Origin of the sequence: Pseudomonas sp. M20, assembly GCF_045037865.1 — a bacterium.
Taxonomy (GTDB): Bacteria; Pseudomonadota; Gammaproteobacteria; order Pseudomonadales; family Pseudomonadaceae; genus Aquipseudomonas.
The window spans coordinates 708,517-722,046 of sequence record NZ_CP173611.1 but is presented as its reverse complement, the minus strand read 5'-3'; the positions used below and the strand labels follow the sequence as shown (position 1 = coordinate 722,046).

Here is a 13,530-nt window from a genome sequence, read left to right as displayed (position 1 = left end):
CAACTCGAACATCCAGCCCGGTCAGTCCCCTCTCCCTCGGAGAGAGGGTTAGGGTGAGGGCGGCTGCTCACCCAGCGGCACGACCGCCATGGTCAACCGCGACACACAACTGGCCTTGCCTTCATCGCTGGTCAAACGGATATCCCACACATGGGTGGTGCGGCCGATGTGAATCGGCTTGGCCACTGCCGTCACCCGGCCACTGCGCAAGCCGCGCAAATGATTGGCGTTGATCTCAAGCCCCACGCAATAAAACTTGCTGGCATCGATGCACAGATAACTGGCCATCGAACCGACGCTTTCCGCCAGCACCACCGAGGCGCCACCGTGCAGCAAACCATAGGGCTGATGGGTGCGATGGTCGATGACCATGCTCGCCGTCAGCGAGTCTTCGCCGAACGCTTCGAAGCGGATGTCCAGCACTTCGCCGATGGTGTTCTTCTGGATTGCATTCAACTGCTCGATGTCGGGAGTGGTACGCCACAGGCTCATCGCAGACTTCCTTTGTTGTTTTAGTGGTCGCTCAATCCTGCCACAGCACCGCCTCGCTATGCTCGCTCCATTCTTCAAAACGCGCGCCATAGGTGTCTTCGATGACGTTGCGCTTGATCTTCAACGTCGGCGTGAGAAAGCCGTTTTCCACCGCCCAACTGTCCTTGACCACCACCAGTCGACGCAAGCGTTCGTGCTTGTCGAGCACGGCGTTGACCTCCTCCAGGAGTTTTTCCAGGCTCGAATGCAGACTCGCCCGGCCCTCCTCCTGATTGACGCTCGACAGCACGCACAACCCCAGCGGTGCGCTCAAGCCGTCACCGACCACGCAGACCTGCTCGATGCGTGAATGCACCGCCAGGCGATTTTCGATCGGTGCCGGAGCAACGTATTTGCCCTTGCTGGTCTTGAAGATCTCCTTGAGTCGACCGGTCAGGCGCAGGCGCCCTTCGGCATCCTGTTCGCCCTTGTCGCCGGTGCGCAGAAAGCCGTCCTCAGTCAGGGTCTCGGCGGTCTTCTGCGGCTCCTTGAAATAGCCGAGCATGTTTGCCTGACTGCGCACCTGCACTTCGCCCAACTCATCGATACGCACCTCCACATCCGGGCACGGCTTGCCGATCCAGCCCTGCTTGTATTGCCCCGGCAGGCAGATGTGCGAATAACCGCAGCCCTCGGTCATGCCGTAGACCTCCAGCACATCGAGGCCGAGTCTCTGATACCAGGCGAGCAATGTCTGCGGCACCGGCGCGGCGCCGGACAGCGCGACACGCAAGGCATCCAGACCCAGCCCCGCCAGCACTTTGTGCCCGACACGTTTGCCAATGAACGGCAGACCGAGGAGAAAATCCAGACGCTGCGCCGGGATCTTGCTGTACACGCCCATCTGGAATTTGGTCCAGATGCGCGGCACGCCGAACATTGCGGTTGGCCGTGCACGCTGCAGATCGGTAATGAACGTGTCGAGGCTCTCGGCGAAGAACACTGTCTGCCCGGTGTAGATCGACGCCAGTTCCACGAACATCCGCTCGGCGACGTGGCACAGCGGCAAGTACGACAGCAGCCGGTCGTTCTCGTTAAGCCCGAACAGTTGGGTGCCGCGCGTGGTAGCGAAACCGAGATTGGCAAAACTGTGCATCACGCCTTTGGGCAGGCCAGTGGTGCCGGAGGTGTAGATGATCGTTGCCAGTTGCTCGGCCGCTGGACGCGGGTCGTCCTGAATCGGTGAGCTGCGCTGCAAGTCCGCCCAGCTGAAATCGAAATCCCCAGACGGGTGCAGCGGCAGGCTGATGGTCGGCAGATCCGCCGGCACGCCTTTGGACATGCCCGGCCAATCGTCGAGTTTGCCAATGAAGGCCAGGACGCTTTCCGAGTGATTGAGCACTTGCGCGACGGAGTCGGCGGTGAGGTTGGGATACAACGGAACGGAGACGTGCCCGGCCATCCAGATCGCCAGGTCGGCAATGATCCAGTGTGCGCAGTTCTTCGAGATCAGGGCGATGTGGCTGCCTTGCGGCAACTCACGGGCGCGCAGCCAATGCGCGGCGCAGCGAGCCTGATGGCCAACGTCGGCCCAGCTCAGCGTCTCGATCTGACCGCCGCCGCTGGGCTGCACGAGGAAGCGCTGACGTGGGTGCCGGGCTTCACGTTCGTAAAACACGTCCAGCGGCAAACGGAAGGCGGCAGACATGCGACTCGCTCCTGTTTTTTGGGTCTGGAGCAAGCGTAGCCAACCAAGCAAGTGCTTGGTTGGAAAATTCACACAAATAATTTCATGGTGTACGCGGTACCTGTAGGAGTGAGCCTGCTCGCGATAGCGGTGTATCAGTCAGCATTGATGTCGACTGAAATGGCCTCATCGCGAGCAGGCTCACTCCTACAGGGGTCGGTGTTTACAACTTCAGGGATGTTTGAGGCTGTTGAGGGTCATCGAGCCGATCAACAACTCTGGGCTTTCCAGTTCAGCCAACCCGGCGGTGCTGACCTTCTCCGGCGGATAACCGGCGCCATGCTGCAGATAGCTGAGCAGATTGCCCACCAGCGGGTTGTGGCTGACCAGCAGCACATTACTCACCGACACCAGTTGATCGGTGACCTTGTCCGGATCAACCTCCGGCGTCAACCACTCGACCGTGCGGATCTCCGGTTCGAACCCCAGTGCCTCACGGACAATCTGCGCGGTCTGCTGCGCGCGCAGATAAGGGCTGGCGTAAATCGCCGTCAGCGGCTGGCCGATCAAATGCGCGGCGCTGCTCAAGGCCTCTTTTCGACCGTGCTCGGTCAGTTCCCGTTCGGAGTCGGGGCACGAGCCATAAGGCACGGCTTCACCGTGACGCAATACCCAGAGTTTCATAGCTTGGGTTCCTCATCTCGAACCGGATGCGGTGCCGGCGCGATGGCGTGTGGCGCCTCACCTTCCGGGGTACGCGGCGTTGGCCAGTCGGCGAACGGCCACGGTTTCTGGTCGCTGTGGAAACTGCCGAAGCGGCCGATCTGCGCCAGGAACTGGCTCAGGCTGTCGCCGAAGTTCATCAGGCTGCCGCTCGGGGCGCCATAGATCAAACGATAGATCAGTTGCACCAGCACCACCGCGCCGAGGATGAACTGCGCCACTTGCCAGACCAGCACGTAGACGATCATCCACAACACGCGCAGGAGGATGGATTCGTACTTGGCTTCGGTTTTCGGATCGTTCATGGCTTGCTCCCCTGTCCGTAGATAAAAGCAGGATTCAGTTGAAACCGCTGGTGGAAATAAAATCGACGTCGGTTTTCGGTTCGGCTCGCATCAGTAGACCGATCACCTGCTCCAGCGTGCGTCCCTCGAACAGGATCGCGTGCAGCCCGGCGACCAGCGGCATATACACGCCGACTTCCTGCGACTTGGCCTTAAGCACTTTCAGCGTGTTGACGCCTTCGGCAACTTCGCCAAGACGCGACACCGCTTCGTCTAGGCTCAGGCCCTGACCCAGTGCGAAACCGACTTGATAGTTGCGACTCTTCGGCGACGAACAGGTCACGATCAGATCGCCGACACCAGCCAGACCGAGGAAGGTCATGGGATTAGCGCCCTGATTCACCGCAAAGCGGGTCATCTCGGCGAGGGCGCGAGTGATCAGCATGCTCTTGGTGTTCTCGCCCATCTCCAGCGCCACCGCCATGCCAGCGATGATCGCGTAGACGTTCTTCAACGCACCGCCCAGTTCGACACCAAAACGATCGGCGCTGGCGTAAACGCGGAAAGTGCGACCGTGCAGCGCGGCTTGCACGGCTTTGCACAGTTCTTCGTCTTCGCTGGCGACCACAGTGGCCGTCAGTGCGTGCTCGGCAATTTCCCGCGCCAGGTTCGGCCCGGACAACACGCCAATGCGCGCATTCGGAGCGATCTCTTCGAGAATCTGGCTCATCAGCTTGAAAGTCTGTGCTTCGATGCCCTTGGTCAGGCTGACCAGCATCTTGCCGCTCAGGCGCTCGGCGTGGGCGGCGAGCACCGTGCGCAATGCGCTGGACGGCAGTGCGACGAAGCACAAATCACAGGCGTCGAGGGTTTCCTGCAGGTCGGTGACGGCGGTCACCCCCGGCAGAATCTTGATGCCTTTGAGATAGCGCGGATTTTCGCGATTGACCCGGATGGCCTCGGCCTGCTCGGGGTCACGCATCCACTGCCGGACTTGATGGCCGTTCTCGGCCAAAAGATTGGCCACGGCGGTACCAAAACTTCCGCCTCCCAGGACCGCAATCGGGCGCTGTTCAGTCATATGCAATCCGTTAATCCATACCAGTGGCGATGGCGGCATTATACGGGGCGGCCCGGTCGCGGCCAGCCCCAGCAACAATTACCGACACTTGTAGGAAGAAGACCAATAAAACCTAGGAAAATGCTACTAACGTGAATGGAAAAGTCACGGTGCTCGGTTAACATGCGCGCCAAATCTTTGCGATCAAGGCTGCGTCGTGTTTTTCGCTCCTCCCCCTCCCCGTTCGTCCCTTTTGCTGGCGCTGTTGTTCAGCCCGCTTGTGCTGGCGGACGACCTGTTCACGGACAACGAAGCACTGCCGCAAGTGCTGACGGCCACGCGCCTGAAGCAAACCCCGGCGGAAGTGCCAGGGAGCATGACCGTACTCGACAGCGAATTGATCAACGCCAGCGGTGCCCGCGACATCAGCGAACTGCTGCGCCTGGTGCCAGGGATGATGGTCGGCAACATCAGCGGCAATCAGGCGGCGGTCAATTATCACGGCACCAACGCCAGCGAAGCGCGGCGCATGCAGGTGCTGATCGACGGCCGTTCGGTGTATCGCGCCGGTTTGTCGACGGTGGACTGGAGCGATATTCCGGTGGCCATGGAAGACATCGAACGCATCGAGGTTTTTCGCGGGCCGAACACCGTCAGCTACGGCGCCAACGCGCTGATGGCGGTGGTCAACATCATCACTCGGAACCCGGCGGACAGCCACGGCACGCGGTTGAAGTACACCCGTGGCCAGCGCGGCATCAATGACTTTTATGCCAGCCAGGGCATCGGCTGGAATGGCGGTGATTTGCGCCTGTCGTTGTCCGGCCAGGAAGACGATGGTTTCGACAGCGATCGCAGCGGCGCCGATTACCGCGACAGCCGCCGTTTGAATCGCTTCGGTCTTGCGGTCAGCCAAACCCTCAGCGATAACCAGAGTCTCGACTGGCAGGTCAACGCGAAGGACGGGACAAACCAGCGGCCGTACACCTACCGCCCGGTGTTCTCCGGGATTACCGCCGCCGGGAACAATTCCGACGTGGTCGCCAAGGACTATGCCGGCTCGGTGCGCTGGAACCTCGACATCAACCCCGAACACAGCCTTTATATACAAGGCTCGGCGCAACACTGGGATCGTCAGCAGACCTGGCGCGCCTGCGATGCCGAGGTGTCGTTCAGCCCCGAGTTGACGCAACTGTGGCAACTCAACCCGAATTACACCGAACGCCTGGCGCGCAACATCACCCGTTTCACCGGCCCCGGCGCTGAGCCCGGTACCCCGCAGGAAATGGCCCTGGCCAATCAGGTGCTTGATCAATGGCGCAACGGCGCCAGCCGAACCCTGTGCGGCGACATCGACCAGAGTGCCCGGGAATCGCGCTACGACCTCGAATTGCAGGACACTCTCAGCCTGTCCGATAGCCTGCGCCTGGTCAGCGGCATGAACTATCGTTACGACCGCGCCGACTCCGAGACCTACTTCAACGGCACACTGGACGACACCACCTGGCGCGCCTTCGGCCAACTGGAATGGCGCGCCACCGAACACTGGCTGCTACAGGGCGGTGCGATGTTCGAAAACACGCGACTGATCGGCAGTTCGCTGACCCCGCGTTTCGCCGTCAATTACCTGATCAACCCGCGCCACGGCCTGCGTGCGGTGTATTCGGAGGCGATCCGTTCGCCGGACATGTTCGAGAACAATGTGAACTGGAGCTATCAGGTCAGCAACCTGCGCCCCTCCGCCTACGGCCAGTCTTCGGCGCGCTACTTCGTCAAGACGCGGGGGCCAGGCGATCTCGATCAGGAACACATGCGCTCACGCGAGCTGGGCTACAACGGCTATTTCGCCGAATTGGGTCTGGCTTTGGATGTGAAGCTGTTCTATGACGAGATCACCGGGATGATCAGCGAGCCGCTGCGTAACAACCAGTACATCGCCAGCAACGCCAACAGCTCACGGTTTCGCGGCACGGAAACCCAGCTCGATTGGCGCGTGAGCCTGGCCGACCGCTTGCGTTTCACCTATGCCTTCGTCGATGCCGAGGCGAGTAATCCGCTCGATCAGCAGTTCACTTCACGCAACAGCGGTTCGGCCGGCTGGCTGCGCGACTGGGGCCATGGCTGGAACAGCGCCCTCTTCTATTACGGCGACAACGCACTCAACGGCTACCGTTTCGAACGGGTCGACACGCGCATCGCCAAACGCATCCCGCTGGGCAAAGCGCAGCTGCAATTGGCCGGCGTGCTGCAGCAACGCCTCGACCATGAGCCGAGCACTTTCGTCGACAACAATTACGACGAACGCCGGGTGATGTATTTCAGCGCCGAGCTGGAGTTCTAGTATGCGCTGCCGGCAGTCACGGAAGATGCCAACCCTGGGCCACTGGCTGGCCGGGGTCTGTCTGTTTGTGACCGCGTGGCTGCACGGGGTGGCGGTGCAGGCCGCCGATATTCTGTTGACCGGAGCCGAGGAAAGTCCTGGCGTGCAAGCGTTCGTGCAGGCACTCAGCGAATTGCGCCCGACCGACAACGTACGTTTCCAGCCACTGGCCAGTCTACCGGCACCGGGCAAACTGCCCGCCAGTCTGCGCCTGATTCTGCTCGACCTACCCAGCCTCGACTGGCGTCTGCAAGAACCCCAGGGCCCGGCAACGCTGGTACTGCGCATCAGTCGTCTGCAGGCTCGCCAGCGTCTTGGCGATACGCAACCGGCGCACCTGAGTCTGCTCTGGAGTGACCCGCCGCTGAGCCGCCAGTTGCAGTTGATCCGGCGCATTCTGCCCCAAGCCCGAAGGATCGGCGTGCTGTTCGATGAGCACAGCGAATTCCTCCTCAAGGAGCTGAATCTCGCCGCCGCGCCGCTGAATCTGCAAATCGTCAGCGAGCGCTGGGACAACACCCACGACAGCCGCCCTTTGCAAACGGTGCTGAAAAACAGCGACGTACTGCTGGGGCTCGACGATCCCGATCTGTACAACCCGAAAACCGCGAAGAACCTGCTGCTCAGCAGCTACTCACGGCAAGTCGCACTGGTCGGCCCCAACGTTGCGTTTGTCCGCGCCGGTAGCCTGGCCAGCACGTACAGCGATCAGAACGACTGGCTGGCGATGCTTGATCAATTGCTCGACCACCCCTCGGCCAGTTGGCCGCGGACGCTCTACCCCACACGTTTTAAAGTCTCAAGTAATGCGCAAGTCGCTCGTTCACTCGGTATTGAACCGCTGAATGAAGCGTCTGTCGCCAGCGCACTGGCTGAAGGAGAACACCGCCCATGAGTTTCCGTCGCCGTTGGGACATCAATACACGCACCCAGCTGATCAGCCTGGGTCCGGCGCTGTTGCTGACCCTTCTGTTGATCAGCTTCTTCACCTTCGTGCGCATTCAGGATTTGCGCCAGGAGCTGAACCACACCGGCCAATTGATCGCCAACCAACTCGCGCCTGCCACCGAATACGGAGTGATTTCCGGCAACAACGAAGTGCTGGAAAGTCTGCTCAAAGCCACGCTGGCCACGCCCAATGTGCGTTTTCTTGAAGTGCAGGACAGCGCCAACCGGATTCTGGTGTACGTCGAGCAACCCGCCGCAGCGCACAGCCGACCGCATCAGGTCGAAGTGTTCCAGGCACCGGTGCGCTTGCAGCGCATCGCCCTGCACAACGATTTCTTCCAGGACGGCAAGGTCAACAATGGCGGGGCCAGCGAAGATTATCTGGGTCGGGTGATCGTCGGCCTGTCCAACGATGCCTTCAGCCAGCGCCAGCAGGAAATCCTGTTCAAGGCCGCAATCCTCGCATTGTTTGCACTGCTGTTTACCTTCGTCCTGGCGCGGCGTCTGGCCGGCAGTCTTTCTCAGCCGATCCGCGACATCGGCGATGCAGTCAAGGCGATTCAGGAAGGCGACTACAAAACGCCACTGCCCATTGTCGATGACACGGAACTGGGCGCCCTGTCACAACACATCAATAACCTCGCCGAGGCGCTGGAGCAGGCCAGCCGCGAGCAGCATCAAGCCATGGCGCAACTGATCCAGACCCGCGAAGAAGCGGAAAAGGCCAACAACGCCAAGTCCGACTTTCTGGCGATGATGAGCCATGAGCTGCGCACGCCCATGAACGGCGTGCTGGGCATGCTGCAATTGCTGGAAACCACCGAGATGACCGAGGAGCAGGTCGAGTACGCCGCCCTCGCCTCGGAGTCCACCGAACACCTGCTGAAAGTGATCAACGATATTCTCGACTTCTCGCGCATCGAACGTTCCGAGCTGGAACTGGAACACATCCCGTTCAACCTTGCCGAACTGATCGGCGCCTGCGCGCAGTCGTTCCAGCACAGCGCGGTGCAACGCGGCCTGGCTTTGAATTTGCGCATCCCGGACGACATGCGCGGTTTGCAGGTGCAGGGCGATCCGACGCGGATCCGGCAGATTCTGGTCAACCTCGTCGGCAACGCACTGAAATTCACCGAGCAAGGTCGCGTCAGCATCGAGGCGCAGTGGCAGTCGCTGGATCACGAACTGCTGTGGTTCACCTGCTCGGTGCGCGACAGCGGCATCGGTATTTCGTCCGAAAGCCTGGAGCTGATGTTCAACGCGTTCCAGCAGGCCGACAGTTCGATTTCTCGGCGCTACGGCGGCACCGGCCTCGGTCTGCCGATCGCCCGTACGCTGGCCGAACGCATGGGCGGCACCTTGCGCGCACAGAGCGAGGAAGGTCGCGGCTCGGTATTCACTCTGGAAATTCCGCTGGCACTCTATAAGCAGGCGCTGCCGCCACTGGCCGCGCCGCGTGCACTGAACGGCAAGGGCCAGGGCGAAGGGCGCAATGTCTTGCTGGTCGAAGACAATCCGGTGAACCAGACAGTTATTGAAGCGATGCTGCGCAGCTTGGGCTTTACTGTCAGTGTTGCCGCCGATGGAGCACAAGCGGTGCGCAGTGCCGAGGGCAGCGACTTTGAGGTGATTCTGATGGATTGCCGTTTGCCGATCATCGATGGCTACGAGGCTACCCGGCAGATCCGGCGGCTGCCCGGACGAAGTGAAGTGCCGATCATCGCGCTGACCGCCAACGCGTTGCAGGGCGACCGTGAAACCTGTCTGTCGGCGGGCATGAACGATTATCTGGCGAAGCCGTTCAAACGTAATGATCTGCAGCAGATTCTGCAGCGCTGGGTGTCGTAGTGTGGGCCTTTCGACCATCTGCGACTGGCGTGAAAAGCGAAAGTGCGGCAGTCTTAGGCACCCGAACGAGCCTCAAAAGGGGCTTGATTAAAAATTTCAGTGCACAAGTGTACATTCATGTCCTTGGTGCTGTGACTTTCACCACAACGCAATAGTCTATGAGTAGGCTGCCGGTTCGAGGCATGAACGCTTCGAACGGTCGGGAAGATTTGCCCCACCTGCCGCATGGGATTATTGAGGAGCTCGCATGACCAAACAAAACGCCTTTACTCGGGAAGATCTGCTGCGCTGCAGTCGCGGTGAGCTGTTCGGCCCAGGTAACGCGCAACTGCCCGCCCCGAACATGCTGATGGTTGATCGCATCACTTTGATCAGCGAAGAAGGCGGCAAGTACGGCAAAGGTGAATTGGTCGCCGAGCTGGATATCAACCCTGATCTGTGGTTCTTCGCGTGCCACTTCGAAGGCGATCCGGTAATGCCGGGCTGCCTCGGTCTGGACGCCATGTGGCAACTGGTCGGTTTCTTCCTGGGCTGGCAAGGCCTGCCGGGCCGTGGCCGTGCGCTGGGTTCGGGCGAAGTGAAGTTCTTCGGTCAGGTCCTGCCGACCGCCAAGAAAGTCACCTACAACATTCATATCAAACGCGTCCTCAAGGGCAAGCTGAACCTGGCCATTGCCGATGGTTCGGTGACTGTCGACGGTCGCGAAATCTACACCGCCGAAGGCCTTCGCGTCGGCGTGTTCACCTCCACTGACAACTTCTAAGGGTTATTCGCATGCGCCGCGTCGTTATCACTGGTCTGGGCATTGTTTCGTGCCTGGGCAATGACAAAGAGACCGTCTCCGCTAACCTGCGTGCAAGCCGCCCTGGCATCCGGTTCAACCCGGAATATGCCGAAATGGGTCTGCGTAGCCAGGTTTCCGGCTCCATCGACCTCAACCTTGAAGAGCTGATCGATCGCAAGATCTATCGCTTCGTCGGCCACGCAGCGGCTTACGCCTACCTGGCCATGAAAGACGCCATTGCTGACTCCGGCCTGACCGAAGAGCAAGTGTCCAATCCGCGTACCGGCCTGGTGGCTGGCTCGGGCGGTGCTTCCACGCTGAACCAGATGGAAGCGCTGGACATCCTGCGCGAGAAAGGCGTTAAACGCGTTGGCCCATACCGTGTAACGCGGACCATGAGCAGTACCGTTTCCGCTTGCCTGGCCACGCCATTCAAGATCAAGGGCCTGAACTACTCCATCGCTTCTGCCTGCGCCACCAGTGCTCACTGCATCGGTACCGCCATGGAACAGATCCAGATGGGCAAGCAGGACATCGTCTTCGCCGGTGGTGGTGAAGAAGAGCACTGGAGCCAGTCGTTCCTGTTCGACGCGATGGGCGCTCTGTCCAGCAAGCGTAACGACACCCCGGAACAGGCTTCCCGTGCCTACGACAAGGACCGTGACGGTTTCGTCATCGCTGGCGGTGGCGGCATGGTCGTGGTTGAAGAGCTGGAACACGCTCTGGCCCGTGGCGCGAAAATCTACGCCGAAATCGTTGGCTACGGCGCAACCTCCGACGGCTACGACATGGTTGCCCCAAGTGGCGAAGGCGCGATCCGCTGCATGCAGATGGCGATGTCCACCGTTGATACGCCAATCGACTACCTGAACACCCACGGTACTTCGACTCCGGTCGGCGACGTCGCGGAAATGAAAGGTGTGCGTGAAGTGTTCGGCGACAAGGCACCTGCAATCAGCTCGACCAAGAGCCTGTCCGGTCACTCCCTGGGCGCTGCCGGCGTTCACGAAGCGATCTACTGCATGCTGATGATGGAAGGCAACTTCATTGCCGGCTCCGCCAACATCGACGAGCTGGACCCGGAAGTGGCCGATCTGCCGGTGCTGACCAAGACCCGCGAAAACGCCACCATCAACACCGTGATGAGCAACAGCTTCGGCTTCGGCGGCACCAACGCCACGCTGGTACTGAAGCGCTGGGAAGGCAAGTAATTTCCCCCGCTTGAGCCCACACATAAAAACGCCCCGACTGGTTCGGGGCGTTTTTTTTCGCCTGCGCAAAACTCATGGCCGACACGAACTCCCTGTGTAGGAGCTGCTGCAGGCTGCGATCTTTTGATCTTGTCTTTAAAAATCACAGTCAAAAGATCGCAGCCTTCGGCAGCTCCTACAGGGGGCTACGGTGTTCTGGAGATGAAACTTCTGTCATGAAACTTACCGCCCTGCGACCGAATGTCGCGGATTACGCGGGCTGCAGCACTGTTGCAAAAAACGCAACAACACCTTGCACAAATCAGCCGTTTACTTAGCAGGCTAACAAATTCTATAACAGAGTCCTGCACACGCCTTGCTGCAGATAACTTGAGATTTGGAGCTAGCAGATGACTGTAAAAGTAACTGAACGCGACGATTCACACATGTCCCACGAAGGCGTAGCCGCCGGTATCCGCATCTGGGATGTGCATCAACAAGACTTGCTGGTCGGCATGTTCCACAACGAGATCGATGCCCACAACTACAAGGCTGAACTCGAAGTGCAAGAGCAACAACGCGAAGTCCGTTCCTCCTGATTCAACCACAGCATTGAAAACGACAAACCCCGCCATGAGCGGGGTTTGTCGTTGTTACAGCTTTATCGATTTACCACATCAGATCATCAGGGATCTGATACGCCGCGTACGGATCGTCCTCAGTGCTGACCTCTTCGGTCTGCACGTTGAGCTGGACGATGCGCTGCGGGTCGCGCTCCTGGATCTTCAGGGCCGCTTCACGCGGGATCACTTCGTAGCCGCCGGCATGGTGGACGATCGCCAGCGAACCGCTGCTGAGCTTGTTGCGCATCAGCGTGTTGACCGAGATGCGCTTGACCTTCTTGTCGTCGACGAAGTTGTAGTAGTCCTCGGTGGTCAGCTTAGGCAGACGCGAGACTTCGATCAGTTGCTTGACCTGCGCCGCACGCGCCTTGGCTTCGGCTTTCTCTTTCTGCTGACGGTTCAGCTCCTGGTCGCGCTTGACCTTCTCGGCCATGGCTTCCTGGGCAGCACGCTGCTGCGAGTCATCCAGTTCGATCTGGCCTTTGTGCGCCAGACGTTGCTGCTTCTGCTTGTCCTTGCTGACCTGCTTGGCCTGCTTTTGGTTGACCAGGCCTGCTTTGAGCAACTGGTCGCGAAGGGAAATACTCATGGGACTTACTCACTTGGGCAGTTGCTCAGCCGCAGCCGGGCACATTCTTTTCCTGACGTTTGGCTTCACCCCACAGGGCGTCCAACTCTTCGAGGGTGCAATCTTCTATGGGACGGTGGGTGTCGCGCAATGCCTGTTCGATAAATCGGAAACGTCTTTCGAACTTGCCGTTGGCGCCACGCAGGGCGGTTTCCGGATCGACCTTCAGATGCCGGGCCAGATTGACCACGGAAAACAGCAGGTCACCGATCTCGTCCGCCACGGCATCGGGGTCATTTTCCGACATGGCTTCGAGCACTTCATCGAGCTCTTCGCGCACTTTGTCGAGCACTGGCAAGGCGTCCGGCCAGTCGAAACCGACCTGACCTGCGCGCTTCTGCAACTTGGCCGAACGCGACAAGGCCGGCAGCGTTGCCGGCACGTCATCGAGCAGCGACAGTTGCTCGGGCGCTGTAGATTTCTCCGCACGTTCTTCGGCTTTGATCTCTTCCCAGCGTTGCTTGACCTGTTTTTCGCTCAAGCGCGGCACATCCAGCGGTGCGTACAGATCACCCGTTGGAAAAACGTGGGGATGGCGGCGGATCAGCTTGCGGGTAATGCTGTCGATAACGCCGGCGAATTCAAAGCGCCCTTCTTCCTTGGCCAGTTGGCTGTAATACACCACCTGGAACAGCAGATCGCCGAGCTCGCCCTGCAAATGATCGAAGTCGCCACGCTCGATGGCGTCGGCCACTTCGTAGGCTTCCTCGAGGGTGTGCGGAACGATGGTTGCGTAGGTTTGCTTGATGTCCCAAGGGCAACCGTACTGCGGATCGCGCAGACGGCTCATCAGATGGAGCAGGTCTTCAAGGCTGTAAATCATTTAGCTGTCTCACCACAAAACCACTGTGGGAGCGAGCCTGCTCGCGAAAGCGGTATGTCTGCAACAACGTTGTCGACTGAC

The 13,530-nt window shown here is 59.9% G+C and carries 13 protein-coding genes; 6 read left to right on the top strand and 7 right to left on the bottom strand.

Features of this window, described 5'->3' with window-relative positions; genetic code table 11:
- Window positions 1-48 precede the first annotated feature (48 nt).
- The 5 genes from ACI514_RS03200 to ACI514_RS03180 form a co-directional block, all read right to left on the bottom strand.
- Window positions 49-492: a hotdog fold thioesterase gene (locus ACI514_RS03200; protein ID WP_160059047.1), complete on the bottom strand. Its 444-nt coding sequence runs from the start codon at window positions 490-492 to the stop codon at window positions 49-51.
- Window positions 493-523: 31 nt separating this feature from the next.
- On the bottom strand, window positions 524-2,179 hold the full coding sequence (locus ACI514_RS03195) for an AMP-binding protein (protein ID WP_405123077.1): 1,656 nt from the start codon (window positions 2,177-2,179) through the stop codon (window positions 524-526).
- Between the two features lie 210 nt (window positions 2,180-2,389).
- Window positions 2,390-2,842 carry a phosphohistidine phosphatase SixA gene (gene sixA / locus ACI514_RS03190; RefSeq protein ID WP_160059049.1) on the bottom strand — a complete coding sequence of 151 codons (453 nt, stop codon included), beginning with the start codon at window positions 2,840-2,842 and terminating at the stop codon, window positions 2,390-2,392.
- Window positions 2,839-3,186: a DUF4389 domain-containing protein gene (locus ACI514_RS03185; RefSeq protein WP_405123076.1), complete on the bottom strand. Its 348-nt coding sequence runs from the start codon at window positions 3,184-3,186 to the stop codon at window positions 2,839-2,841. Before ACI514_RS03185 ends, sixA begins: the two co-directional genes overlap by 4 nt.
- A gap of 34 nt (window positions 3,187-3,220) precedes the next feature.
- Complete coding sequence (locus tag ACI514_RS03180; RefSeq protein ID WP_077574109.1) at window positions 3,221-4,246, bottom strand: NAD(P)H-dependent glycerol-3-phosphate dehydrogenase; 1,026 nt, start codon at window positions 4,244-4,246, stop codon at window positions 3,221-3,223.
- 196 nt (window positions 4,247-4,442) lie between these two features.
- Here ACI514_RS03180 and ACI514_RS03175 point away from each other — a divergent pair, with 196 nt between their 5' ends.
- The 6 genes from ACI514_RS03175 to ACI514_RS03150 all read left to right on the top strand — a co-directional run bounded on the left by ACI514_RS03175 (window position 4,443) and on the right by ACI514_RS03150 (window position 11,974).
- A complete protein-coding gene (locus tag ACI514_RS03175; RefSeq protein WP_405123075.1) occupies window positions 4,443-6,566 on the top strand; it encodes a TonB-dependent receptor plug domain-containing protein in 2,124 nt (707 codons plus the stop codon).
- Between the two features lies 1 nt (window position 6,567).
- Window positions 6,568-7,500 (top strand): ABC transporter substrate-binding protein, encoded by a 933-nt coding sequence (locus ACI514_RS03170; protein WP_405123074.1) that lies wholly within the window; start codon window positions 6,568-6,570, stop codon window positions 7,498-7,500.
- Window positions 7,497-9,401 carry an ATP-binding protein gene (locus tag ACI514_RS03165; RefSeq protein WP_160059054.1) on the top strand — a complete coding sequence of 635 codons (1,905 nt, stop codon included), beginning with the start codon at window positions 7,497-7,499 and terminating at the stop codon, window positions 9,399-9,401. The genes ACI514_RS03170 and ACI514_RS03165 overlap by 4 nt, the downstream gene beginning before the upstream one ends.
- A 247-nt stretch (window positions 9,402-9,648) precedes the next feature.
- Window positions 9,649-10,164 carry a 3-hydroxyacyl-[acyl-carrier-protein] dehydratase FabA gene (gene fabA, locus ACI514_RS03160; RefSeq protein WP_003227150.1) on the top strand — a complete coding sequence of 172 codons (516 nt, stop codon included), beginning with the start codon at window positions 9,649-9,651 and terminating at the stop codon, window positions 10,162-10,164.
- Between the two features lie 11 nt (window positions 10,165-10,175).
- Window positions 10,176-11,396 carry a beta-ketoacyl-ACP synthase I gene (fabB, locus tag ACI514_RS03155; RefSeq protein ID WP_008087472.1) on the top strand — a complete coding sequence of 407 codons (1,221 nt, stop codon included), beginning with the start codon at window positions 10,176-10,178 and terminating at the stop codon, window positions 11,394-11,396.
- Window positions 11,397-11,785: 389 nt separating this feature from the next.
- Window positions 11,786-11,974: a hypothetical protein gene (locus ACI514_RS03150; protein ID WP_405123073.1), complete on the top strand. Its 189-nt coding sequence runs from the start codon at window positions 11,786-11,788 to the stop codon at window positions 11,972-11,974.
- Between the two features lie 70 nt (window positions 11,975-12,044).
- Here ACI514_RS03150 and ACI514_RS03145 read toward each other — a convergent pair whose 3' ends face one another.
- Together ACI514_RS03145 and mazG are read right to left on the bottom strand one after the other, a co-directional pair.
- On the bottom strand, window positions 12,045-12,587 hold the full coding sequence (locus ACI514_RS03145; RefSeq protein WP_016987455.1) for a DUF2058 domain-containing protein: 543 nt from the start codon (window positions 12,585-12,587) through the stop codon (window positions 12,045-12,047).
- Window positions 12,588-12,612: 25 nt separating this feature from the next.
- Window positions 12,613-13,446 (bottom strand): nucleoside triphosphate pyrophosphohydrolase, encoded by an 834-nt coding sequence (mazG, locus tag ACI514_RS03140; protein ID WP_405124192.1) that lies wholly within the window; start codon window positions 13,444-13,446, stop codon window positions 12,613-12,615.
- Window positions 13,447-13,530: the final 84 nt, after the last annotated feature.

Excerpts from the sequence above, each read along its gene's own strand:
- ACI514_RS03200 (WP_160059047.1), bottom strand. The coding sequence starts at position 492 with ATGAGCCTGTGGCGTACCACTCCCGACATCGAGCAGTTGAATGCAATC.
- ACI514_RS03195 (WP_405123077.1), bottom strand. The coding sequence starts at position 2,179 with ATGTCTGCCGCCTTCCGTTTGCCGCTGGACGTGTTTTACGAACGTGAA.
- sixA (WP_160059049.1), bottom strand. The coding sequence starts at position 2,842 with ATGAAACTCTGGGTATTGCGTCACGGTGAAGCCGTGCCTTATGGCTCG.
- ACI514_RS03185 (WP_405123076.1), bottom strand. The coding sequence starts at position 3,186 with ATGAACGATCCGAAAACCGAAGCCAAGTACGAATCCATCCTCCTGCGC.
- ACI514_RS03180 (WP_077574109.1), bottom strand. The coding sequence starts at position 4,246 with ATGACTGAACAGCGCCCGATTGCGGTCCTGGGAGGCGGAAGTTTTGGT.
- ACI514_RS03170 (WP_405123074.1), top strand. The coding sequence starts at position 6,568 with ATGCGCTGCCGGCAGTCACGGAAGATGCCAACCCTGGGCCACTGGCTG.
- ACI514_RS03165 (WP_160059054.1), top strand. The coding sequence starts at position 7,497 with ATGAGTTTCCGTCGCCGTTGGGACATCAATACACGCACCCAGCTGATC.
- fabA (WP_003227150.1), top strand. The coding sequence starts at position 9,649 with ATGACCAAACAAAACGCCTTTACTCGGGAAGATCTGCTGCGCTGCAGT.
- fabB (WP_008087472.1), top strand. The coding sequence starts at position 10,176 with ATGCGCCGCGTCGTTATCACTGGTCTGGGCATTGTTTCGTGCCTGGGC.
- ACI514_RS03150 (WP_405123073.1), top strand. The coding sequence starts at position 11,786 with ATGACTGTAAAAGTAACTGAACGCGACGATTCACACATGTCCCACGAA.
- ACI514_RS03145 (WP_016987455.1), bottom strand. The coding sequence starts at position 12,587 with ATGAGTATTTCCCTTCGCGACCAGTTGCTCAAAGCAGGCCTGGTCAAC.